The 23,982-nt window shown below is 62.8% G+C and carries 20 protein-coding genes; 12 read left to right on the forward strand and 8 right to left on the reverse strand.

Annotation, left to right across the window (positions count from 1 at the left end; genetic code table 11):
• Positions 1–9 precede the first annotated feature (9 nt).
• Both AC6H4Z_RS23930 and map read left to right on the forward strand, forming a co-directional pair.
• A complete protein-coding gene (locus AC6H4Z_RS23930; protein ID WP_497544490.1) occupies positions 10–924 on the forward strand; it encodes a PhzF family phenazine biosynthesis protein in 915 nt (304 codons plus the stop codon).
• Between the two features lie 166 nt (positions 925–1,090).
• Positions 1,091–1,831 carry a type I methionyl aminopeptidase gene (gene map / locus AC6H4Z_RS23935; RefSeq protein ID WP_497544491.1) on the forward strand — a complete coding sequence of 247 codons (741 nt, stop codon included), beginning with the start codon at positions 1,091–1,093 and terminating at the stop codon, positions 1,829–1,831.
• Between the two features lie 3 nt (positions 1,832–1,834).
• Here map and AC6H4Z_RS23940 read toward each other — a convergent pair whose 3' ends face one another.
• Entirely contained in the window at positions 1,835–2,716 is an 882-nt protein-coding gene (locus AC6H4Z_RS23940) for an Fpg/Nei family DNA glycosylase (RefSeq protein WP_497544492.1), read from the reverse strand.
• A 181-nt stretch (positions 2,717–2,897) separates the two neighbouring features.
• Here AC6H4Z_RS23940 and AC6H4Z_RS23945 point away from each other — a divergent pair, with 181 nt between their 5' ends.
• Genes AC6H4Z_RS23945 through AC6H4Z_RS23955 form a run of 3 tightly spaced genes read left to right on the forward strand, consistent with a single transcriptional unit; the run spans position 2,898 to position 8,869 of the window.
• On the forward strand, positions 2,898–3,236 hold the full coding sequence (locus AC6H4Z_RS23945) for a PadR family transcriptional regulator (protein WP_497544493.1): 339 nt from the start codon (positions 2,898–2,900) through the stop codon (positions 3,234–3,236).
• Positions 3,237–3,250: 14 nt separating this feature from the next.
• On the forward strand, positions 3,251–5,965 hold the full coding sequence (locus tag AC6H4Z_RS23950) for an ABC transporter permease (protein ID WP_497544494.1): 2,715 nt from the start codon (positions 3,251–3,253) through the stop codon (positions 5,963–5,965).
• 42 nt (positions 5,966–6,007) lie between these two features.
• On the forward strand, positions 6,008–8,869 hold the full coding sequence (locus AC6H4Z_RS23955) for a gamma-glutamyltransferase (RefSeq protein ID WP_497544495.1): 2,862 nt from the start codon (positions 6,008–6,010) through the stop codon (positions 8,867–8,869).
• On the opposite strand, the gene AC6H4Z_RS23960 is transcribed toward AC6H4Z_RS23955, so the two are convergent.
• Positions 8,866–9,324 carry a DUF6174 domain-containing protein gene (locus tag AC6H4Z_RS23960; protein WP_497544496.1) on the reverse strand — a complete coding sequence of 153 codons (459 nt, stop codon included), beginning with the start codon at positions 9,322–9,324 and terminating at the stop codon, positions 8,866–8,868. The genes AC6H4Z_RS23955 and AC6H4Z_RS23960 overlap by 4 nt on opposite strands.
• 54 nt (positions 9,325–9,378) lie before the next feature.
• The gene (locus tag AC6H4Z_RS23965; protein ID WP_497544497.1) at positions 9,379–9,855 is read right to left on the reverse strand and encodes a DUF4440 domain-containing protein; all 477 of its coding nucleotides are present in this window, start codon (positions 9,853–9,855) and stop codon (positions 9,379–9,381) included.
• Positions 9,856–10,190: 335 nt separating this feature from the next.
• Here AC6H4Z_RS23965 and AC6H4Z_RS23970 point away from each other — a divergent pair, with 335 nt between their 5' ends.
• The 3 genes from AC6H4Z_RS23970 (at position 10,191) to AC6H4Z_RS23980 (ending at position 13,442) form a co-directional block, all read left to right on the forward strand.
• Positions 10,191–10,835 carry a hypothetical protein gene (locus tag AC6H4Z_RS23970; RefSeq protein ID WP_497544498.1) on the forward strand — a complete coding sequence of 215 codons (645 nt, stop codon included), beginning with the start codon at positions 10,191–10,193 and terminating at the stop codon, positions 10,833–10,835.
• A gap of 175 nt (positions 10,836–11,010) precedes the next feature.
• A complete protein-coding gene (locus AC6H4Z_RS23975) occupies positions 11,011–12,651 on the forward strand; it encodes an ABC transporter permease (RefSeq protein WP_497544499.1) in 1,641 nt (546 codons plus the stop codon).
• The gene (locus AC6H4Z_RS23980) at positions 12,648–13,442 is read left to right on the forward strand and encodes an FtsX-like permease family protein (RefSeq protein ID WP_497547086.1); all 795 of its coding nucleotides are present in this window, start codon (positions 12,648–12,650) and stop codon (positions 13,440–13,442) included. Before AC6H4Z_RS23975 ends, AC6H4Z_RS23980 begins: the two co-directional genes overlap by 4 nt.
• Positions 13,443–13,446: 4 nt before the next feature.
• Here the strand turns inward: AC6H4Z_RS23980 and speB are convergent, their stop codons facing one another.
• The gene (gene speB / locus AC6H4Z_RS23985) at positions 13,447–14,253 is read right to left on the reverse strand and encodes an agmatinase (protein WP_497544500.1); all 807 of its coding nucleotides are present in this window, start codon (positions 14,251–14,253) and stop codon (positions 13,447–13,449) included.
• 17 nt (positions 14,254–14,270) lie between these two features.
• Positions 14,271–15,044 carry an alpha/beta hydrolase gene (locus AC6H4Z_RS23990; RefSeq protein WP_497544501.1) on the reverse strand — a complete coding sequence of 258 codons (774 nt, stop codon included), beginning with the start codon at positions 15,042–15,044 and terminating at the stop codon, positions 14,271–14,273.
• Positions 15,045–15,215: 171 nt separating this feature from the next.
• Between AC6H4Z_RS23990 and AC6H4Z_RS23995 the strand changes: the two genes are divergently transcribed.
• Positions 15,216–15,566 carry a hypothetical protein gene (locus AC6H4Z_RS23995; RefSeq protein WP_497544502.1) on the forward strand — a complete coding sequence of 117 codons (351 nt, stop codon included), beginning with the start codon at positions 15,216–15,218 and terminating at the stop codon, positions 15,564–15,566.
• 69 nt (positions 15,567–15,635) lie between these two features.
• The gene (locus AC6H4Z_RS24000; protein ID WP_497544503.1) at positions 15,636–17,294 is read left to right on the forward strand and encodes an N-acyl-D-amino-acid deacylase family protein; all 1,659 of its coding nucleotides are present in this window, start codon (positions 15,636–15,638) and stop codon (positions 17,292–17,294) included.
• Positions 17,295–17,303: 9 nt separating this feature from the next.
• Here the strand turns inward: AC6H4Z_RS24000 and AC6H4Z_RS24005 are convergent, their stop codons facing one another.
• Positions 17,304–18,062, reverse strand: coding sequence for a hypothetical protein (locus AC6H4Z_RS24005; protein ID WP_497544504.1), 759 nt, complete (start codon positions 18,060–18,062; stop codon positions 17,304–17,306).
• Between the two features lie 259 nt (positions 18,063–18,321).
• On the opposite strand from AC6H4Z_RS24005, the gene AC6H4Z_RS24010 reads away from it, so the two are divergent.
• The gene (locus AC6H4Z_RS24010) at positions 18,322–20,769 is read left to right on the forward strand and encodes an ABC transporter permease (RefSeq protein WP_497544505.1); all 2,448 of its coding nucleotides are present in this window, start codon (positions 18,322–18,324) and stop codon (positions 20,767–20,769) included.
• Between the two features lie 13 nt (positions 20,770–20,782).
• Here AC6H4Z_RS24010 and AC6H4Z_RS24015 read toward each other — a convergent pair whose 3' ends face one another.
• Both AC6H4Z_RS24015 and AC6H4Z_RS24020 read right to left on the reverse strand, forming a co-directional pair.
• Entirely contained in the window at positions 20,783–21,655 is an 873-nt protein-coding gene (locus tag AC6H4Z_RS24015) for an ATP-grasp domain-containing protein (RefSeq protein WP_497544506.1), read from the reverse strand.
• On the reverse strand, positions 21,652–22,845 hold the full coding sequence (locus tag AC6H4Z_RS24020) for a M28 family peptidase (RefSeq protein ID WP_497544507.1): 1,194 nt from the start codon (positions 22,843–22,845) through the stop codon (positions 21,652–21,654). The genes AC6H4Z_RS24015 and AC6H4Z_RS24020 overlap by 4 nt, the downstream gene beginning before the upstream one ends.
• Positions 22,846–22,954: 109 nt before the next feature.
• Between AC6H4Z_RS24020 and AC6H4Z_RS24025 the strand changes: the two genes are divergently transcribed.
• Positions 22,955–23,968, forward strand: a complete 1,014-nt coding sequence (locus AC6H4Z_RS24025; protein ID WP_497544508.1) for an LA_2272 family surface repeat-containing protein — start codon at positions 22,955–22,957, stop codon at positions 23,966–23,968.
• The last annotated feature ends 14 nt before the right edge of the window (positions 23,969–23,982 follow it).

Consider the following 23,982-nt stretch of genomic DNA (forward strand, 5'->3'; position numbering starts at 1 on the left):
TTTCCCGACATGAACGCCCGCTATCTCACCGCCGACGTTTTCACGGATCGACGCTTTGGAGGGAATCAGCTCGCCGTCTTTCCCGACGCGCGCGAAATCTCCCCAGACCTAATGCCACACATCGCGCGGGAGTTCAACTACTCCGAGACGACATTCGTTCTGCCGCCCGCCGATCCGAGCCATACCGCCAAAGTCCGAATCTTCACGCCGGGCGGCGAGTTGCAGTTTGCCGGCCATCCCACCGTGGGAACCGCACACATCCTCGCCACTATTGGCGCCATTGCGATTACTGGCGACGAAACGCGAATCGTGTTCGAAGAAGGCGTTGGTCCGATCCCCGTAACCATTCAATCGACGAACGGCCGTCCTACGTCGGCGCAGCTGTCTGTGGCAAAACTGCCAGAGGTCGGCCCGCCGCCGCCGTCGCACGAGACCCTCGCTTCGATGCTGTCTCTATCGAAAGATGACGTGTTGCACGGAGATTTGTCGGCCGAAGCGGTGTCGTGCGGAACTCCGTTCCTCTTCATTCCGCTCCGCGATCGCGCTGCAGTCGCCCGTTCGCGCCTCAAGCTCGACGTTTGGCAGACCGCACTCGGCTCGTATGTCACGAATAAAGTGATGGTCTTCGCGATGGACGGCGAACGCCCAGGCTCCGATGTGCGTGCGCGAATGTATGCTCCAGGCATCGGCGTCCCCGAGGATCCTGCGACGGGCAGCGCCTGCGTTGCGCTCGGAGGCTACCTCGCGGCACGCGATCCGCGCTTCGATGGCACACTTCGCTGGATCGTGGAGCAGGGCTTTGAAATGGGCCGTCCGAGTATTCTCGAAGTCGAGGCCGACAAAGCTGACGGGAAGATTACAGCGGCTCGCGTTGGAGGAAAATCTGTCATCGTTTGTGAAGGAACGATGGAAATCGGAAATTAGGCGCTAGGGACTCGGCGCTGGGCGCTAGAGATTCGGAAGGGATTTGATTTGGGAAACGACAAGCGCGCGTCCGATCTTCGGTTCCATAGATTCTCACGCGCGTGAGCGCGTGAGGAAATACCTTAGCATTTAGTGGCGAGCACCTAGCGCCTAGTGCCTCTGTCAAATGACCGTCGAATCAAAGTCTGATCTCGCATCGATGCGGGCAGTTGGGAAGCTCGTGGCTCGCGCGCTCGACGAAATGCGCGCGGCCGCTCAGCCGGGGATGACGACTGAACAGCTCGACGACGTCGGCGCCAAGTTTCTTCGGCGTCACGGCGCGCGTTCGGCGCCGCAACTCACGTACGCATTCCCCGGCTTCAACTGCATCAGCGTGAACGACGAAGTGGTTCACGGCGTTCCGGGCGCGCGTGTGCTGCAGGCGGGCGATGTGCTCAAGATCGACGTCACAGCGGAACTCGACGGCTACATCGCGGACTCAGCGATTACTGTGGTACTCGCACCGGCGTCGACACGCGCGAATAACCTCGTGCAATGCGCGAAAGCCGCGTTCAAGCGCGCGTTGAAAGTCGCTGCGCCCGACGTGCGCGTCGCGGAACTCGGCCGCGCGGTCGAAGGCGAAGTCAGGCGCTGGGGTCATTTCGTCATCCGCGATCTGTGCGGACACGGCGTAGGTCGCGGGCTGCACGAAGAGCCGTCGGTTCCGAACTTCTTCAGCCCGTTCACGCGCGGGCATCTCACCGAAGGCATGGTGATCGCCCTCGAGCCAATCATCAGCGAAGTTCGCACGGACCTCGTCGAAGACGACGACGGTTGGACGATTCGCACGACGAATGGCTGCCTTGCCGCGCACTACGAGCACACCATCGTCATACTCGGCGGCCGCGCAGAAATTCTGACCGCGTAGGCTCTAGAGTTCGTCGAGACTGCGCGGCCAGTCCTGCTTCAATAGACGCGACAGTCCGCGGTCCGCGAGTAAGCGACCTTCGTTCTGGCAGCGCGCGCAGTAGTTGGTCTCGTTGTCCGCATAGCGAATGCGCTGGATCGGCGCGCCGCACACCGGACACGGCTGACCGAACTTTCCGTGGACCGCCATCTCGGGGCGAAACGCCGTCACCTTTTCCGGAAATCCGCCGGCCGCCTCGGTGCGGAGCCGGTCCGTCCACTCGACGAGAATCGCCTTGGTGGCCACGAACAGCGTGTCGATCTCGTCGTCGCTCAAACGCGATGTGAGTTTGACTGGCGACAGTTTGGCGCGATGCAGAATCTCGTCGGAGTACGCGTTGCCGATGCCGCTGAACAGGCGGGGATCGGTGAGCGAACGTTTGACCGTGTGGTTTTCCGACCGAAGGCGTTCGGCGAACTCTGCCGCGGTTGCGTCCAACACCTCGAGGCCGCCGCGGCGAAACTCGCCAAGGTTCGCCTCGCCGCGCGCGAGATAGAGCGACGCTCGGCGCTTGGTGCCCGCCTCGGTGAGCGTGAGCGTTCCGGTTGGAAAATCGAAAGCGGCGAGGTCTGAGCGGCCGCCTGCTTTGCCACCGCGCGGCTTCCAGTGCAGACGCCCGGCAATCATGAGGTGGAGGACGATGAACAGATCGTCGTCCAACCCGATCACGATTCGCTTTCCGAATCGCCGGACAGTTCGCACCGTCTTACCGACGAGCTCGCTAAGGGGTGGCTCGACTGTTCGAAGAAGAAAGGGCGTTTTGAGGCGCACCTCCGATATCGGTTGCCCGACGAGTCGCGATTCGAGCGCTTCGACGTATGCGACGATATCCGGGAGTTCGGGCATGTCAGGAATTTACGACCAGTCTCGCGAGATTCCGCACCCAGTGCTAATATTTTAGCACAATCGTCTCGAACCGTTTCGGTGAAAGCGGTGTCAGACGTGAGGAACGCCCTCAAACATTCAGGGGAAGCTGAGCGCACCGAGGGTTGGAGCGTCGTTTTCCCATCAACATTTCAGGGGTACCGTGGCGACCATCGATCTCGACCTCCTCCAAGGCACCCTCGATCTCCTGATCCTCAAGGCGCTCACGTGGGGCCCGCGACACGGCTACGCCACCGCCTCCTGGATTCGCGAAACCACCAACCAGCGGCTGCAGATCGAGGAGGGCGCGCTGTACACCGCTCTTCATCGCATGGAAAAGCGCGGTTGGCTCGAATCGGAATGGGGCCTCTCCGAAAACAATCGCAAAGCCAAGTACTACCAGCTCACAACGCAGGGACGCGGACAGCTCCGCGCCAAGACAGCGGTGTGGACGGAATACGCCAGCGCGGTCTTTCAAGTTCTCGAAACCGCGACCGCGTAGCGACCCCGCGTCTCATGCCACGCATTCCAGGTATCCGTCGACTCTTGCACATCGGACGAACGCGCGCGGGCATCGGTCGCGCGGTCGACGACGAGCTGCGCTTTCACTTCGACATGACAATGAGGGACCTCATGGCCAGCGGAATGACACCCGACGACGCACGCAAGGAAACCGAGCGTCGATTCGGCAACGTCCAACAGACGCGCGCCCGTCTCGAGAAGATCGACCGCGCGCGACTCGATAATGAGCGACGCGCCGAGTGGTGGACTGCATTCGCTCAAGATCTGCGCTATGCGCTGCGCGGGCTTCGCTTGAAGCCAGGATTCGCCTTGGCCGTGATCATCACACTCGGACTCGGCATTGGCGCCAACGCTACGATGTTCGGGATCGTCGATCGCCTGCTATTTCGTCCCCCGACATTTCTCATCGCACCAGAGCGCGGCGCGCGACTGTATCTCGTGCGGACGTTCGGTGGAAAGGAGAATCCGCAGAGCGGCTTCGGGTACCGGCGCTTCGCCGACATTCGCGACGGTACGTCGTCGTTCGATGCGATCACGCCGTTCTACACTCGCAACATCGCCGTTGGCTCCGGCGAGACGACGAAGGAAATGCGCGTCGCCGTGAGCGCCGCGGATCTCTGGCGACTGTTCGACGTCAAACCGGCACTCGGACGATTCTTCACAGCCGCCGAAGACGTTCCGCCGAATGGAACGCCCGTCGCCGTGCTTTCGTATGCGTATTGGCAAACGCAGTTCGGTGGTCGAACCGACGTACTCGGGACCAAACTCGACATCGGACCAGCGAAGTACACGGTGATCGGTGTCGCGCCCGACGGCTTCACCGGCTACGAGATGCAGCCGCCCGTCGCGTTCATCCCAATCGCGGCGCACGGCGCGAACATGGACTACAAGGGCAAGGGTGGGTGGAACAACACCTACACCATGACCTGGTTCAACGTGTACGCGCGCCGAAAGCCTGGCGTCTCCATTCAGCGGGCGGACGCGGACCTCACGAACGCATACTCGAAGAGCTACCTCGCGCAGATACAGGAAAATCCGAAGTCGACACCGCTCGCCATCGCCAAGCCGCGCGCGTTTGCCGGACCGGTGCTCGTCAACCGCGGTCCCAATCAGAGCGCAGAGGCGAAGGTCGCTACGTGGTTGATCGGCGTTGCCGGAATTGTGCTGCTCATCGCGTGCGCGAACGTCGCGAACCTCATGCTCGCACGAGCGCTCCGTCGACGTCGTGAAATCGCGGTCCGCATCGCACTTGGCGTGAGCCGGGCGCGATTGCTCACACAATTGATGACGGAAAGCTTGTTGCTCGCGGCGATGGGCGGATTTGCCGGTTTGGTCATCGCCCAATGGGGCGGCGCCGTGGTACGACGAGCGCTCTTTGACCTCGATACGCCCGGAGGCGCGTTCAACGATCCACGCCTGGTCATCTGCGTTGCCGCGCTTGCCGCAGCGACCGGCCTTCTCACCGGACTGGTGCCCGCACTTCAAGCGGGACGGTCGGACGTCGCGGCGTCGCTCAAAGCCGGCGTGCGCGAAGGTACGGTGCACCGATCACGCGTTCGCGTTGCGTTGCTCGTCACACAAGCCGCGCTCTCTGTCGTGCTGTTGGTCGGCGCCGGTCTGTTCGTGCGAAGCCTGCGCAACGTACAGAACATTCGGTTGGGCTACGACACGGATCGCGTTCTGTGGGTGAATCTCAATCAGCGCGGTGTGCCGATGGACAGCATTCAGCAGGTCGCACTACGCGACAATCTGCTGCAGCGCGCGCAGTCGTTGGGAAATGTCGAACAGGCGAGCCGAGCGCTCACGGTTCCCTTCTGGTCGACGTGGGAATACTCGCTGTTCGTTGCCGGCATCGATTCGGTGAGCAAGCTTGGTGACTTCACGCTGCAGGCAGCCTCACCGACGTTCTTTTCCACGCTGGGAACGCGATTGATTCGCGGCCGCGGCATCACCACCGAAGATCGCTCGACCGCGCCGAAGGTCATGGTCGTCAGCGAGGGAATGGCCAAGGTGCTCTGGCCTCACGAAGACGCGATCGGCAAGTGTGTCCGCGTGAACGCCGACACCATGCCCTGCACCACCGTCGTCGGTATCGCCGAAGACGTTCGCCGCGGAAGCCTGAGCGAGCCGGAATTTCACTATTACATGCCGATCGAACAGTTCGCGCGCGAACAAGGCGGCCTCTTCGTCAGAACGCGCGGACCTGCGGCGGCGCAGGTGGAGCAAGTGCGCCGGTCGCTCCAGCAGCTGATGCCCGGCGTGTCATACGTCACGGTCACACCGATGGAGACGATTCTTGGAGGCCAGACGCGATCCTGGCGACTCGGCGCAACGATGTTCACAGTATTCGGCGCACTCGCACTCATCCTGGCGGCGATCGGCCTGTACAGCGTGATCGCGTACAACGTGACGCAGCGGATGCACGAGATGGGCGTGCGCGTTGCGCTCGGCGCCCAGGGCCGGGACGTGATTCGATTGATCGTTCGAGAAGGCCTCACCATCGTGATCCCTGGCGTGGCGCTCGGTGCAGTCGTTGCGCTCTTGGCCGGGCGTTGGATCGCGCCGCTGCTGTTCGGTGTGTCGCCGAAGGATCCTCCGGTGATTGTGAGCGTGATCGCGACGCTACTCGCAGTGGCGATCGCGGCAAGCTGGATTCCGGCTTTGCGGGCGGCACGAGTTGATCCGAACGAGGCGCTTCGATCAGATTAGAGAGCCGGATCCGGCGACCCGCCTCTCTCCTGGAGTTCCTCGATGCTGTTCCTGCCAGCGCTCGCCGCGCTACTGCTGCAAGCCACGACTGTTCCTGACTCCGCGCGTGGCGCCGGTGCCCGCAATCCGGCCTACGCGCGCGACGGACGACTGGCGGTGAGCGTGCAGGGCGACCTGTGGATCGTCTCGAAGAGCGGCGGATGGACGCAGGTCACGTCGGGACCGGCGTGGGATCGCGAGCCCGCGTGGACACCCGATGGCTCGGCGATCGTATTCTCATCGGACCGCGCTGGAAACTTCGACCTTTGGCGCGTTGCAGTCGGTGGATCTGCAGCAGAGCCCGAGCGCCTGACGACCTCCCCGCTTCCGGACGGACAGCCGGCGATCGCGCGCGACGGACGCATCGTGTTCGTGCGCGGCCGGCTCGGCGCAGCGGCGCTCTGGGTTCGTCAGTCAAATGGCAGCGAAGCGCGTCTGACGAAGGATCGTGCGGTCGAACAATGGCCCGCCATTTCCGTTGACGGTTCGCGCGTCGCGTACGTCGCGATTGCCGATGGCGCGCGGAAGATTCACGTCCGCAACCTCGACACCGGTCGCGACAGCGTGGTGCTCACGGACGCGCGCGTCGAACATCCTGCATGGTCACCGTCGGGCGATCGTTTGAGTTGGACGGCAACGGGACCGCGCGGTTCCGTGTACGTGACGCCGCTCGATGGTCGGTACTCCAACGTCGTGAGCACACGCCATGCGGAATCGGCGTGGAGTCCAGACGGAAAGACCGTCGCGCTCGCCGATTTGCCGCCCGATGCAATCGCCCCCGTCGGTTACAATGGCGATCCCGATCGCACGGGCGATCGCGACGCAAATCTTCTGGCTACGGCGACAGGGCATTTGTGGACCATCGACGCGCCGTCGACGCCCGATGGACAACTGGCTGAACAGTCGGGCAGCCCCGCTGCGGCCAACGATCGCACGCAGCACAATGGCGACGCGTTCGATCAGCTTTGGAATCGGACGGCGTCACTCTACTACTCGGCCCCGGACGCCGCCGCTCGGCGCGCGCAGTGGGAGTCACTGAAATCGAAGTACCGTCCGCGTGCGGTCGCCGCCAAGACTGACGACGAGCTCAAAACGGTTCTTCACGATTTGCTCAAGGAGCATCCGCCGTATCGTCAGGCGGCAGCAGGACGCGCGGCAGTTTCGAGTGCGCATCCGGTGGCAACTGCGGCGGGATTGGAAATGCTTTCCAAGGGCGGCAACGTCGTCGATGCTGCAGTCGCCGTGTCGTTCGCACTCGGCGTGGTCGAACCCGACGCGAGCGGTCCTGGCGGTTACGGACAGATGCTCGTGTTTCAGAAGGGCATGGATCGGCCGCAGCTCATCGAATTCATGTCGCGCGTTCCCGAGGACGCGGGGCTCGGCAACACGAGTCTGCTACAGAACGGCCGGCTCCCCGACGGTGGTCCGGCACTCGTGAACGTGCCTGGCACTGTCGCGGCGATGTATCTCGCGTGGCAGAAGTTCGGCAGCAAGAAGCTCGGGTGGTCCGATCTCGTGCAGCCAGCGATCCGCGCGGCGCGCGACGGCTACGTCGTGAGCGAGGGCTTGGCGACGACGCTCGCGACCGAGCGTGAGCAATTCATGAAGTATGAGTCGAGCCGAGCGCTGTTCTTTCGCGACGATCAGCCGCTGCATGCGGGCGATACGCTGAAGAATCCCGACCTCGCATGGACGCTCGAGCAGATCGCGAAGGGCGGCGCCGAGGCGTTCTACAAAGGTGAAGTCGCCAAGCGGATGGTGACGGATCTACACGCGAAGGGGAACGCCATGAAGTTGAGCGACATGGCGCGATACTTCGCCGCGGAGCGCGATCCGGTTGGTAGCACGTATCGCGGATACACGTTCTTCTCGAGCGCACCGCCAGTCTCTGGCGGCGCGGAGCTCGCGGCGAAGCTGAACATGCTCGAGCAATACTCATCGCCCAAACCGTACGCCGATGACGCCGGCACGCTGCACGCGATGATCGCTGCCTGGCAACTCGTGCCGCCGACGCGCAATCGCATTGCCGATCCGAGCTTGTGGCCCACGACCACGGAGCCGTTCACGAACAAGGACACGGCGCGTACGCGTTGGGCGTGCTTCGACGCGAACCGAGCGATCAATCTGTCGGTGCTGCGCGGCGATACGTTGAGTTGTGCACAATCGGACAAGAGGACGGCGTCCGTCGAGTTGATGCGTGACGCCGAATGCTACGCCCATGGATACGGTGCGACGCAGGCGGCGTCCTGTCGCGCGGCCGGAACGACAGCATTCGCAGTCGCCGACGCCGACGGGAATCTCGTGGCAACCACACAGACGCTTGGCACCTGGGGCGGGAATTTCTACGTCACGCCTGGTTTAGGATTCTTGTACAACGATAAGTTGACGTCGTACGGCAACGATCCCAATGCCTACGGCGCTCGCCTTCCCTTCGCGCGGCACGGCAGCACCATTGCGCCGACGATCGTGTTCGAGGGAACGGGTAAATCCATGCGACCGGCCATGGCACTTGGCGCGGCGGGCAACGCGTGGATCACGTCGGCCGTGTATCAAACGCTCGTCGGCATGATCGACCAGCATCTCGATCCGCAGGCGGCACTCGAGCTTCCGCGTTTCCTGATCGGCGGCGGGGGACGCGGCGGCGCTGGAGCTGCTCCGCAGCCCGCTGGCGCGACGATTCAGCTCGAAGACGGCTTCTCGCCCGATGTCATGAAACGTCTCGAAGCGCTCGGCTATCGCACGCAGATCGTGTCGCTGCCCGGTGAGCTCCGAGAGGGCTACGGCGCGGCGGTGCGCATCGAGAAGGGACGCGTCACCGCTGGCGCCGACCCTCGCCGCGCCGGAGCGGCCGGCGCCGTTCCCTAATTGCGGGCCTTCAACGACGCGGCGAGTGCCACGTCGCGGACGGTGTAGGTCACTTCATCGTCGGCGATGTTCGTGGCGCCATCGTAAACGATCTGACTCGGATAGCCGAGCGTTGGATCGTAGATCACCTGAAGGATGACGGCGTGATTGGTAATGCCGTGATCGATGAAGTCGAACAGCTTCTTGATGCTCGGCACCCAGCTCGGGTTGATTGCCTCGCCGGTGGAGATCAGGGTCGCGCTGACGAGGGAATCGTTCACGACTGACGCGCGAATCGGCCCGTTCACGGCGCAGAAGCACGCCATCTGGATGGTGAACTGGTACGTCGCGTTGCCCTTCGCGGCCCAGGTTTGACGAGCCTTGTCGAGGTCGGTCGACGTTGGGCCAGTGGAAGTGTCACTGCAGCCCATCGCGAACGCGACAAGCACGATCAGAAGTCGAGATGTGGAGCGCACGTTTCCCCTCGGTGGTCGAGCGTGTTTCGCCCAACCGACCTCCGGAACCGCCGGTCACTCCGGCGGTTTAGCCCCGGGCATCGAAGTACCGGCGGGCATCTTCATTCCGGGTGGCATCGCGGCGGCCGCCGAGTCGGGTATCGGCGGCAGGTCGGAGAGATGTTCCTGGATGATATACCAGCGATCTCCGCGCTTCTGAAACACGGCGGTCCACGCGCCGCCGATCGTGTGCGGCAGATTGCGTGGCGTGAGATGCGGCACGTGGTACGTCGCGGTCATGACCGCAGCGTTCGGCGACAGGACGTCGAACGACATCTGGTCCCAGATCCACTTGGGCTGGCGCATGTTCGATCCGACATTCTGCCAGAACGCCTTGATCCCGAGAGCCAGTGTGTCTCGCGAACCGATCACCTGACCACCGGCCGCGGAGATGACGCGGCCGCTCTCCGGGTACAGACTGAGCAGTCGCTGCTCGACGTCAGGCTTGGACAGATCGTACGCGGCCTTGACCTGGCGGGTCAGAGAGTCCACGATAGACCGGCGCTCGGATTCGGAAACCGAAGTCGACGAGGCGCAGGCGGCGAGCGCGATGAGAGGAAGCGCAGTTGCGAGTCGCATGGGGTGTCTGACGGATTCGGACCACGGTTTGCCCAAACGATGATACCCAACATCAACGCGTTCGTCGCGTAGGGGTATGTTGGCGATCAAACGTCCCTTTGATGAGACGCTACCGTCTACGCAGAGTGACGCCTTCTGTGATTAACCGCACAGATTGACCGTTAAGAAATGGCCCATGGCCTGCTTGTCCCTTTTGATAGCATTGTTGCGCGTCGGCGTACACGCTGATCGACTCGGGGGGAGGAAACGTGCGTAAGCTCATTCAGTGGACGTTGGCTCCGGCTGCTCTGTTCGCACTTGCTTGTGGCAAGAGCGAATCGCGCCCGCGAACCGCGATGGGGGAAGATCTCAAGCGTGATCTGCAGCTCGCTTCGGCGACGCAGAACCTGAAGATCAGCCCGGACGAAATTTCGCCAAAGAGTCACGAGGAACTCGCGGTCAAGCCGAAAAAGGCGCCCGATGGTCCCAAGGTGATTCGTACGGAAAAGCCCACGGTAAAGGCGTCTGACCTCCCGACCGAAGTCGCCGAGATCAAGTCAGAGATTCCTCAAATGCAGGTGCTGGCGTCGTCGCCGACTCCGTCGGAGACGCCGAGCGCCGATGCGCCGCCTCTAGCTCGTCCGTCGGCCATTCCAGTGTCGTCGACGTATCCTGGCGCTGCGCCAATTCCTTCCAGCGGAAGCGGTGGAAGCGGTGGCATTCTGGGCGGAATCTTTGGCGCTGTCATCCGTGGCGGCGGCATCGGCGATGACGACCACTGCGACCCGCGAGGCGCGGTTCCGCGCCGTCCTGTCACAGGTCACCCAATCGGCGGCAGTGGCAACTACTACCCGTCGCCAATGGGCGGCATGGGCTCCGGCCGAGTGATTGGTGGCGGCCGCATGCGTCCGTGATGTACTGAACAAACTCCCGTCGTGGGGGCGGGATTCAACGGCGTCGTTCGACTTCGGTCGGGCGGCGCCGTTCTGCGTGAGAGGACTGACGTAAAACGATTTGAACGATTGACTCGTACGGACTGTCCAATCGTTCTGCCGTGCGCCAAGTCCTCCCCCCTTCTTCGAGACGCCCATGGACGCGCTACTTCGAGATATCGGCTACAGCGTTCGCCGCCTCCGTAAGAGTCCCGCGTTCACGGCAATCGTCGTGATCACGTTGGCGCTCGGCATTGGTGCGAATACGGCGATCTTCAGCGTCGTCAACACGGTGCTGCTTCGTGCACTTCCGTATCGATCGCCCGGTGCGCTCGTGTCGATCGAGCACTTTTATCCGTCGCTCAACAACATGGAAGCGCCCGTCTCGGCGCGCGGCTTCCGCGACTATCGCGACCGGACGAGCAGCTTCGAGTCGGTCGCCGTCGAGACGCAGTTCGGCGCGAACCTCACCGGCAGCGGCGACCCGGAGCGCGTTCCCGGTGTGCGCGTTTCCGGCGACTGGTTTCACGCGCTTGGGGTCGCGCCGTTGTTTGGACGAGTCCTCACCCGCGACGATGACGAACCGGGGCGCGAGCATGTGGTGGTGCTGAGCCACGGCGTTTGGACGCGGCTGTTCGCGGCGAGTCCGTCGGCGATCGGGAAATCGATCGAGTTGAACGGCGAGACGTTTCAGATCGTCGGCGTGATGCCGCAGGACTTCCGCAGTTTCTTCGTCCGAAACGCCGATCTCTTCGTGCCGCTCGCGCTCAAGCCGGCGGCGTTCACCAGCGGATACACCAACGAGTATCTGAACTCTGTTGCGCGACTCAAGCCGGGCGTGCCGCTCGCGCGCGCTCAGGCCGAGATGACAACGTTCGCCGAGAATTTGAAAAAGGAGAACCCGAACAACTTTGCGCCGACGTGGACGCTCAAGGTTCGCAGCTTCGACGATCTGTCGAGTGGTCGAATTCGCCCGGTACTGTTCGTTCTGCTCGGCGCCGTCGGTTTCGTGCTGTTGATCGCGTGTGCCAACGTTGCCAATCTGCTCCTTGCCCGCGCCGCCGTTCGCATCAAAGAGATCGCGATTCGGTCGGCGCTTGGAGCGGATCGCGCGTCGCTCATCCGTCAGTTGCTCACGGAGAGCGTTTTGCTCGCGCTGAGCGGCGGCATTCTCGGACTGTTGCTCGCTCAGTGGAGCGTGAAGTCGCTCGTTGCGCTCAACCCCGGCCTGCCGCGGGCCGCTGAGGTCGGCATTGACGCCAACGTAATGGTGTTCACGCTCGTGGTGTCGCTGTTTACCGGACTTCTCTTCGGCCTCGCACCGGCCCTACAGGCGTCGCGCACCAACCTTCAGGAAACGCTCAAGGACGGCAGCCGAAGCGGTGCGGCCGATTTTGCTGGGCGCTCCGTGCGCCGCGCGCTGGTCGTTGCCGAGGTGGCGCTGTCGCTCACACTGCTCGTTGGTGCTGGGCTATTGATCAAAAGCGTCTTCCGGTTGCAGGCCGTCGATCCGGGCTTCGATCCAAAGAATGTTCTGGTGTTCAATATCGCCCTGCCGGCCGTGAAGTATTCCTCAGATACGTCGCAGGTGCTGTTCGCCGAACAGTTGCTTCCACGGCTGAATTCTCTTCCCGGCGTCCGCGCGGCCGGTACGACGTCCGTCATTCCTTTCGGCGGTGGTTGGTCGACCGCGAGCTTTGCGATCGACGGACTGATCGTTCCGCCCGGACAGAACGGACCCTGGGGTGACCTCCGCGTGGTAACACCACGCTTTTCGACGCACTCCGAATTCCGCTGAAGGCAGGCCGCGGCTTTACCGATCAGGATCGCCTCGGCACGCCGAGCGTGGTCGTAATCGATGAGCAATTCGTGAAGAAGTACTTTGCCAACACCAATCCGATTGGCAAGCGTATCACGTTCGGCTTGGCGCCGGGCTCGAAGGACACCACCTGGATCACGGTTGTCGGCGTGGTTGGCCACGCGGCGCACGAAGGACTCGACGCCGAGCCCCGTATTCAGTACTACTTGCCATTCTCTCAGCGGGCGGGACGCAACATGCAGGTGGCGCTTCGCACGAGCGGCGATCCGGTGGCGCTGCTTCCGGCGGCGCGCGACGCAGTGCACGCGCTCGATCGCAATCTTCCGGTGTCGAACGTGAAGACGATGACCGAGCTCGTCGACTCGTCTGTTGGACAGCGCAAGCTGTCGATGATCCTGCTCGGCGTGTTCTCCGGAATCGCTCTGCTGCTCGCGTCGATCGGCATTTACGGCGTGATGAGCTATTCCGTCGCTCAGCGCACTCGCGAGCTCGGCATTCGTATGGCGCTCGGCGCAGCGCGGTCTCGCGTGTTGGCCCTGGTCGTCGGACAGGGCATGGTGCTCGCCGGAATCGGCGTCGGTATCGGGCTGGTTGCGGCGTTTGCTCTCACGCGCTTTCTAACAAATCAGCTGTTCGGTGTCGGTGCGACGGATCCATCCACGTTCGCGATCGTATCTGCGCTGCTCGTTGGAGTCGCGTTACTCGCGACGCTCGTACCGGCGATGCGCGCAACGCGCGTCGATCCTGTAGTTGCGTTGCGCGACGAGTAGCGAGCTACGCTGTCTCGATCATTCGACTGATCAGCTCCTTCACGAATTTGGCCGCGACGAATGAGGTCACTCCGGTCGGGTCCTGACTGGGGTTGACCTCGACGACGTCGGCGCCGACGATCGGCCCTGCGATCGTCTGAACGACGCTGAGGATTTCGCGAACCGTGAGCCCGCCCGGTTCGCGGTGCGATACGCCAGGCGCAAACGCCGGATCGATTCCGTCAACGTCGATCGACACGTACACCGGCCCTTCTACCTGCGGGCGTTTGCCAGCCGCCCACGCGCGCATGTCGATCACGTCGACGCCGAAGCGCGCTGCCTGTTCGCGCTGGTGCCCTGACATCGTTCGAATTCCTACCTGGACGAGTCGCTTGGCGAGTCCCTCCTCGAGAACGCGCGCGAAGGGACAGGCGTGTGAAAAGCGATCGCCCTCGAACGAATCGTAGAGGTCCGGATGCGCGTCGAAATGCAGTACCGTGAGATTGGCGCGCGCGCCGCCGACAGCACGAAGAACGGGGTACGTGACCGAGTGATCGCCGCCGAGCGATACGGGCCGACCGCCGTCGTCGATGATCGCGCGAACACCGTCTTCGATCATCGCGCGCGCGGCGTCCGTTGCCGAAAGGTCGAGATCGCCGGCGTCGGTGAATGACACGCCATCGACGATCTCGATTCCTGCTTCACTCCACGCATTCGACGACGAAGAGTAGAGTGCAGAGCGAATCGCCGGCGGCGCAGCCGCGGGACCGCGCAGGAACGACGAACTCGCGTCGTACGGAAGTCCAATCAGCGTCGGCAGCTTTGTCGGCATGCCCGAACTCTAGCGGCTCAGCCTGTAAACCAGACCATCGCGGCGTCGCGCATCTCGGGAGTGGCGACGTGTCCGCCATCGAACTCGTCGAAGCGGGGGTTATATCCGTCGCGCTGAAGCTGAGCGACAACACGCCGCCCGCATTGATCGATGGGCAGAATCGGATCCTGCCGTCCGTGCGATACGAACACTTTGGGGCGGCCGTGCTTTGGACCGGGGATGATGAATCCCGGTGAGTGCGCAATGACGTGCGTGAACAGATCGCCGTTTCGTAGCCCGGCCGATACGGAGTAGGTCGCGCCATCGGAAAAACCGACGATCGCGAGACGCGTCGGATCGATCGAACATCGATCGAACACGTCGTTCATCCACCGATCAATGCGGTTGAAGTCGTCGCCATAATCCGTACGAAGCGCATCCCATGTTCTCGCGTTCGAGCTCGGCGCCAAGACAACGACGCCGTGCGCCTCGGCGGCGGCGCGAGTTCCGCGAAGCATCGAGTCGCCGCTTCCCGATGCACCGTGCAACGCGAGCGCGAATGGGGCCGGCCGCTTCGCATCGTAGGTGGTTGGAACGAAGAGAATGCACCTTCTGCCGTCTTCTTCGAAGAGCACGTGCTCTCCTGCGGCGGTCGTCTTCGTTGGCTTGTGGGGGCGTGTGGCGAAGCGGCCGGTTTCGGCCGCAAAGGGCCTGCGCATGTCCGGGCTCAGCGCGAATGTCGCGGCGGCGAGCGCGCCATACTCCACGAAGTCGCGTCGAGTCAGCAGTCGGTCGAGCGGATTTGGCGTCATGGTCAGGCCCCCGACGAAAAGTGCGTACACGTTAACGCTCGCGAATCGACACCGATCGCGCCACACGAGCGATTTACAACACTCTTACCCGACCGCCGACCTCAACTCGGGGACAGGTGTCGTCTCGGCCGGTCCCGCTCTTGCGCTGTGGTTGGTGAACGGAGGAGCGATATGTCCGAACATGCTGACCACGACCGACAACTATTCCGCCCACACTTTCTCAGCGCCGACCAGCTCGCTGATCGTCCGCCAAAGGATGAGAGCGCGAAGACGGCAGAGGGGGCGAGTGGCGTCGAGCCGATCGAGAAAGAAGTCGATGGCGGATGGCTCAATGTTCGATTCGGCGATGGCGAATGGGCTTCGGTCCACGAACTATCTCCTGTGAAGACCGATCGCACGCAGCAAGGTCGCATCGCCGACGCGCCGCCATCGACGGAGTGGTCCGAGCGACCCAGCTACTCCGATCCGGTCGCGGACAACATGGATCCGACCGCGCCCGACAGCCCAGAAAGTCGATTCTAGCAGCGACAACCGGGGACGTTGCGGGACGGGCGCGCGGGCGCCAATGTCCGGCAACGCCTTCCCCGTGCAATGTCATCGACTTCTCGTCGCGATTTTCTCCGCACCTCTGCCGCTGCCGCCGCGGTTCTCGTCGGATCTCCGGCGCTGCTGCTCCGCTCGCGTGCCGACGCTGACCTCATCGTCCGCAACGGCACCGTGTTCGACGGACTCGGCGGCGCTGGAAAAGAGCTCGACGTCGTCATCGCCGCAGGCCGCATAGCGAGCATCGCCAAACACGCTGCGCAGCGCGGTACCGTGGAGATCGACGCACGTGGACTCGCAGTCTCCCCGGGCTTCATCGATATCCATTCGCACGGCGACGGCACGCTGTGGGATGACCCGCGGGCCGAGTCGCTCGTGCGACAGGGAATCACGACGATCGTTGCTGGGCAGGATGGCTCATCGCGCGCGCCGCGTCGAGCGGTCGCAGAAGACGCGAACGAATCGCGCGGGCAGTTTGCGCGCTTCAGTGAACTCTGGGCATCGATCGACAAACTCCAGCCCGCCGTGAACGTTGCGTCGATGATTGGACTCGGCACAGTGCGCGACGTCGTCATCGGCGGAAAAGATCGGCCGGCGACGCCTGAGGAATTGTCGCGAATGGTCGAGATGGTGCGACTTGCCATCGCCGATGGCGCGTGCGGCGCGTCGTCGGGGCTCGAGTACACGCCAGGTGCGTTCGCTCCACTCGACGAGCTCATCGCGCTGTGCAAGCCGCTCGCGTCACGTCGTCTTCCGTACGCGACGCATATGCGGAATGAGGACGACCGTTTGATCGAGGCGATTGACGAATCGATCGCCGTGGCTCGTGGCGCTGGATGTCCGTTACAGATTTCTCATCTCAAGACTCAGGGCCCCCGCAACTGGCCCAAGCTCGACGTCGCCTTCGCGCGCGTGGCCGCCGCGCGCAAGGCCGGTTGCGATGCCGCGTTCGATCGCTATCCCTACATCGCGTATCAGACCGGACTGTCGAATCTCTTTCCCGTCTGGAGCCGCGACGACAGCACGGGTGCCTTTCTCGCACGGCTCACCGACGCATCGACGGCGGAGCGAATCAAGACCGAGACGCTTGCGAAGGTCGCGCTGATCGGTGGCTGGAACAATGTCATGCTGTCCAACGTCTCGAGCGCCAGCGATCGCGCCGCCGAAGGTGCGCGGCTCGGGGAATACGCGTCGAAGCTGAACGCCGATCCGTATGCGACGGCGATCGGACTGCTGCAGCGCAATCGCGGGAACGTCGGCATGGTAGGCTTTGCGATGAGCGAGGACAATCTCGATCGCATCCTCGCGCACCCGCAGGGCATGGTGTGCAGCGACGGCGGTTCGTTTGCGGTCGACGGTCCGTCGCACCGTGGGCACCCGCATCCGCGCGGACTCGGCACATTTCCACGCATCATCGCGCGGTACGTGCGTGAGCGCAAAGCGCTCACGCTCGAGCAAGCGATCTACAAAATGACCGCCTTTCCGGCGTCGCGGATCCACCTCGCCGATCGTGGCCGCATTGCGCCCAAGATGGCCGCGGATATCGTGGTATTCGATCCGGCAAAGATTCAGGACACCGCAACCTACGACAATCCGTTCCAGTATCCCGTCGGCATCAATGCGGTAATCGTTAACGGAGCAATCGCCCTTCGCGACAATCAGCGTTCTGATAAGAATGCTGGCCGATCGGTAAGAGCTAGCGCGTAAGCAGGACGATCACGTCGAGCGAATGTAGGCGCAACCAGCTTCCTGTGCGCGCAACGCCGCGTACACGCCAGTTGGCTGCAGGATCATTCCGGGAACGAGGTTTACCTTCAATTCCTCGTACACTGCGCGCTGGTCGACTTTAAAGTTGCGCGCAATCACGTTCGAATAGTTTCTCGTCGCCAGATCACAGGCGAGCAGGATCTGTCCGTGCGTATTGAGCCATGCGAATGTCGGCCTGGGCTGGTCAGCCGCCGGTGCAGCACCGCCGCGTCCAGCGCTTCCGTTCAAATAGGGATTGTGCGTCGCCCAGTCGTCGGTGCGACCTTCCTTGATCTTCTTGTCCTTTCCGATCTCGTACTTCTCCCACATGGCGTCGTTGAACGCCATCACGACCGCAGCATGCCGAACGACGATCACAGTTTGCACATCATTGTCGCCTGCCGACAGCGCGTCACGCATTCCGCGGATGTAGCCCGTGGCGTTGGCCAGCGCGAGACCATCTTCGATCTGCGGTGAATCGAACACGGCCTTGTGCTTCGCGGTCAGTCGCGCAAACCAGGAATCATCCCAATGCACCGGAGCCGTCGAAGCGGGCGGGGGCGTTGGCGGCTGCGGACCGGGCTTGGCTGGCGCCGGTGCGGGCGTCGTTGCCTGTTGTCCCGTTGCGGCAGGCGTCGAACAGGCCGCCCCCGCGAGAACGATGGCCGATGCGGCAACCTGACCAAGAAACTCACGCCGCGGTTGGGTACGCTCGTCAGAAGGGTTCACGGTGCGATGAACGGTAGGAGAATGCGCACTTTCCGGCTGATGCCAGCCGGGCGAATTATCGTCGCGGAAAGCTACTGCACCAAATACGCTCGGCGAGCGGTGTTCGCTCGTGGGACGAATGGTCCCAAGGCCGGACGACTTTCGCCGGACCACGTTCAGTCCTGTTGGTGTAAATCATTCAACACCAACAGGATGAGATCCGTCGACCAGGGCATGATTGTTCCCATGGCCTCGGCAGGCCTCCTCTCCAGCCCGACGCATGGATATCCTCGCTCAAGACATTCGCTACGCCGCTCGAAAGCTGCTGCGTACGCCCGGCTTCACGCTGATCGCTGTCACGACGCTCGCGCTCGCTATCGGCGCGACGACGGCCGTGTTCAGCGTCGTGAACGGCGTGCTCCTGAAGCCGCTTCCCTTTTCCAACCCGAACGAGCTCGTACGAATGGGATCGTCGGGCAAGGATGGAAAGCTCACGCACCTCTCCGTTCCTGATTTCATCGACTATCAGAATCAGACGCGGAGTTTCGCGGCGATCGCGCAGATCGAGGATAGAAATAGCGCCAACCTCACCGTCGCAGGCGCTGAACCCAAGCGCATGAATTCCGCGATGGTCGGCGCACGCTTCTTCGACCTGCTCGGCGTCCGCATGCAACTCGGCCGCGGATTCACAGTCGGCGAAGATGCCAATGGCGCGCAGCACGTCGTCGTGCTATCGGACAAACTGTGGCGCAACGAGTTCGCCGCCGATCCGCACATTGTTGGCCGCGCGATCATGATCAATGGTGCCGAACACACGGTGGTCGGTGTTGCGCCGCGATCGCTGACGTATCCCGAGCAGCCGGATCTCTGGACTCCGTTCGTTTTCGAACCGTGGATGGCGGGGCCCGACAATCGTGGCGCGCACTTCATCACGGCAATTGCTCGGCTTCGTCCTGGAATCACCGTCGACGCAGCCAAGCGCGAGATGGCCACGATAGGTGAGCGTCTGCGTGCCGAGTATCCGAGGTCGAATGCATCGTTCGGTGGAACAGCGGTAAGTCTGCAGGAGTCGATCGTTGGCGACGTGCAGAAGCTGCTGCTCACTATGTTCGGTGCCGTTGCGTTCGTGCTGCTGATCGCGTGCGCCAACGTTGCCAATCTGCTTCTCGTGCGCGCCGCGTCGCGCGAAACCGAAATCGCGGTGCGCACAGCACTTGGTGCCGGACGCACGCGCATCATGCGTCAGTTGGTGACGGAGAGTCTTATGCTCTCCGCACTCGGAGCAGCCATCGGCGGTGCGCTCGCGGGTTGGGCCGTAGATGCAATTGTTGCATTCGGTCCGCGCGGCCTGCCGCGTCTCGACGACATCAGCGTTGACGGACGCGTGCTCGCCTTCTCCGTTCTCGTTGCCCTCGTGACCGGAGTCGCGTTCGGCCTCGTGCCCGCGCTGCACTCGGGCAAGTCCGAGCTCGGTCAGATGCTCAAGGAGAATGGCCGCGGTTCGAGCGGTCGCCGAGCGACACAGCGCACGCGTAGTGCACTCGTCGTGAGCGAGATGGCGCTCGCCGTGGTGCTGCTCGTCGGCGCCGGGCTGCTCATTCGAAGCTTTGTAAAGTTGCTGAAGGTCGATCCTGGGTTTGCGACCGAACACATCGTGAGCTTCGACGTCTCGTTACCGCCAACGAAGTACGCACAGGACCATGACATTCGGCGTTTTGCGGCCGACGTGCGCGATGGCCTGTCGTCGCTCCCGGGAACCCAGTCGGTCGCCGTTGCTTTCGCACGCCCGCTCGAGGCGCAGGGCATGCGTATGTCTTTCGACATCGACGGGAGACCTCCCGCTGCGCCCGACAAGCGAATGCTCACCGACTTGCGTCCGGCGTCGGCGAATTTCTTCTCGACGATGGGCATTCGACTCGTGCGCGGTCGTTTCTTCACGCAGGCCGAAGAAGGATTCGGTCCGCCGCCGGTGCTCGTCATCACCGAGTCGCTCGCAAAAAAATACTTCCCGTCGGAAGATCCGATCGGCAAGCATCTCACACTTGGAATCTCGCACGACACCGGGGGGACGAACACGAGCGTCACGACGAAAGGAGAGATCGTCGGGATTGTTGGCGATGTGCATCAGCGCGGCCTGAACGATGACCTCGCCCCCGCCGTGTACAATGGTTGGGGAACGCTCCCGATCAACGACATCTCGTTCCTCGTGCGCTCGAACAGCGATGCACAGACGATTGGCGCCGCGATTCGTGAGCGCGTGCACGCCGTCGATCCAACCATGCCGATCTACGAATTGCGAACGATGTCCGATGCCCTTTCGGAATCCGTCGCGCAACCTCGCTTCTATATGGTGTTGCTTGGCGCGTTCGCTGGTATTGCACTGCTGCTCGCAGCGATCGGCATCTACGGCGTCATTTCGTATTCGGTGAGTCAGCGAACTCGGGAGCTCGGAATTCGCATCGCACTCGGCGCGACACAGGAGCGCGTCGTCCGCCTCGTGCTCGGACAGGGCCTGGCGCTTACTGTCGCCGGTGTCTGCGTCGGCTTGATCGGCGCATTCTGGCTCGTTCGGCTACTCAGCGCGCTGTTGTTCGGAGTGGATGCAACGGATGCGGCGACTTTTGGCGGCGTCGCCGCGGTGCTGCTCGGCGTCGCCGCGATCGCGAGCTATCTACCGGCGCGGCGAGCTGCTTTGGTCGATCCTGTCATCGCGATGCGCGCGGACTGACCAGCGGTTGCGTCTAGGCGAGGCGCGCGGCGATTGCCCGCGCCATGCGCGGCGCGGCGCCGTCTTGAAACTCGAGAAAGAGGTTGGGCTCGATCAGCTCGAGTTCCATGAGGAGAAACGCGTCGCCGCGAGCAATGCCGTCGACGCGCGCGTACAGCGGAATCTCCGGCAGCACGCTCAGCACCCGAGCAGCCTGTGACCGGAGCGAATCGCTCGCAGTTACGCTGTCGACTCGGCCACCATGTTCAGTTTGCACGCGAAACTCCCCGGCGGTTGCACGCTTGATGGTGGCGTGGCTGAACGCACCGTCAATGAACGTGAACGAGTATTCGCCGTCGCGCGGGACTTCCTCAGCGAATGGTTGAACGAGCACATCGCCGACGGCCGCCGCACGCTCGAGTGATGCGCGCGCACCGTCATCGAATGGCGACGTGAAGGCATAAGTCTCGTGGCCACTCGCCGATACCGCCGGCTTCACCACGAAACGATTCCACCCTTCGGCAGCAGCCATGCGCGCGATGTCGTCGGCGCTGCCGTGCTCGACGATCATCGTTGGGATTGTCGGTATTCCGTGACGCGCGAGATCCAGCAAATAGCGCTTGTCAGCGTTCCAGCGAACGAGAGCGGTGGAGTTGAACACGGGCATGCGCAGCGACTCGAGGTGCGCGAGCCATGCCGCGAATTCTGTCGAGCGTAGATGGTAGTCCCAACACGAGCGAATGACGACTGCGTCGAACGAATCCCACGCGACGTTGCTGTTGGACCAAACCGACGGAACGGGAACGAGCCCGCACACCTCGAGCGCTGGCGGCAACAGCTGGTCATCGGCTGCCAAACCGGGCGCCTGTTCGTACGTCGCCAGGGCGACGCGGCGGTGTTGTTTCACTGACGACAGGGAACGTGTGGGTTAATCGGCTTCGGTACGCTCAGTCGCGGAGCGTGATCCGCGTTGGCGACGAAGATCGCTCCATCGAACACTAGCCGGGTGAGCCGCGCGTAATCCTGATAGTCGATGTACTGCGGTTCATCGGTGAGTTGGTGGTAGTCCATATGACCGCCACGCGACAGCGAGACGCTGGGGATGCCATACCGCGCATAGCTGTAGTGATCTGCGCGACAGTAGTACTGCTCGGGATGTCCGGGAGCGTCGTACTCATAGTTGAATACGAAGGGCGTTTTCTCTTTCGCGTTCACGGCCTCGAACCAGTCCCCGAATTCTTGCGACAGCCGCTTGAGGCCAACGACTTCCAGATACGCCGGACCACCACCTTTGATATCCACGGCCGCGCCGCGACCAATCATATCGACATCGAACTCGGCGACGATCGAATCGATCGGGACAGTCGCGTGGTCAGTGAACCATTCTGAACCGAGCAGTCCTTTCTCCTCGGCGGTGTGCGATACCAGTAGAATCGACCGACGCGGCTTGATGTCGCCACGCGCGAGCGCCTCGGCCAGCTCGATGAGCGCGATTGTCCCGCTTCCGTCGTCGTCGGCACCGTTGCGAATCGAATCAGGGCGTGGTGGACGCAGCGCGCGGAGGCTATCGAGCTTTCGGCGAATCTGCGTCCATTCTTCGGGCGACGGTTCGCGCATTCGACTGTCTGCGCCCATTGGGCGGACGACCGTATTGAACGCTCGTAGCGAATCGTGATCGACCGGGTGGTGCGTGAAGCCGATGTGATCGTTGTGCGCGGTGATGGCAACGTATTCGCCGCGGAGTGCCGGATCGCTTCCGGGGAATACGCCGATGACGTTTCGTGCGGGTCCGATTGGCGCCGTCGCATCACCTGGCCGAATATTTGGCACAGTCTGGAAGTACGTGCCGCTGTCGCCGGCCGGACGAAGTCCGTACTTCGCAAACTGCGACGCCACGTAGTCGGTAGCCTTCACGTTCCAGATCGTGCCCGCCTCGCGCCCCATCATGGAGTCGTTGGCGAACGCCATCAGCCGAACCCGCAGGTCCTGTGGCGTTATTGCCGCCGACGTCCCCGACGACGTCGCAACGTTGACGTGCACGCAGCCGACGACGCCGAGCACAATCGCCAGATTGGGGATGGAACGCCGAAATCGCATTGGCAACGCTGTTGAAGACATCGCAAGATCATTGGACGCGTGGCGAGCAAGCAAGCCGAAACCATGGCAAATGCTCTGTCGTACCAGTGAAGGACATCAACTCATCTTCATGAAATCTTTACGTTCGCTTCGCGCCGTGCTGCCGCTCCTCGCCATCGCATGGCCACTGAGCGCCCAGGTCATCGACCTCACGGTCAACAACGCCGGTCTCGCAATCGGCGACAAACCGCGAATGACTGGTCTTCGGATCAACTTTCGCGATCGGTCGCTGGAAGAGATCAGAGGAGTGAATATCACGATCTGGCAGCCGTATCAGCCGGCGACAGGAACCGTCCGAGGTCTGGCAATCGGCCTGCCGAGCACCGGCGCAAAGAACATCAACGGCGCAATGATCGGGATTTTCGGCGGCGGTACCGACGCATCGCTCAACGGCCTTGGAATTGGTGGCATCGGAGTCGGATCAGGCGGCAACGCTCGAGGAATCTTGCTCGGCGGCGTCGGCGTTGGATCCGGTGGCTCGATCACCGGCCTGACGATCGGCGGCGTCGGCGTTGGATCAGGCAGTTCAATTACTGGAATTCAGATCGGTGGTATCGGTGTCGGCGGTGGCGGTAGCATGACGGGGCTCAGCGTTGGCGGCATTGGAGTTGGCAGCGGCGGTCCGGTGACTGGCATTGCGATTGGCGGCATCGGCGTCGGCAGCGGTGGGCCGTTCAAGGGAATCGGCTTCGGCGGCATCGGCGTTGGCGCAGGTGGTGATGCGACAGGACTGCTCATCGGCGGTATTGGCGTCGGCGCGGGCGGAACGCTCAAGGGCCTGAGCATTGGCGGCGCTGGCGTCGGCGCTCCGGCAATCCATGGCGTCGCGATCAGCGCACTCGGCGTCGGTGCGCACGACGCGCACGCCATCGTGCTCACGGGAGCCTATTTCAAGATCGAGAACAACGGCCGGTTCGATGGTGGCTCACTGGCCGCGATCAACAACATTCAGGGCGCGCAACACGGCCTTTCGCTCGGACTGATCAACTACGCGAGAGAACTCCACGGCGCGCAGATCGGTCTGATCAATATCTCGGAGAACGACGGCAATCGTCGCATTTTGCCAGTCCTGAGCATCAGATAACGCTCAGACCTATT

The sequence above is a fragment of the Leucogemmata humicola genome, assembly GCF_055379415.1.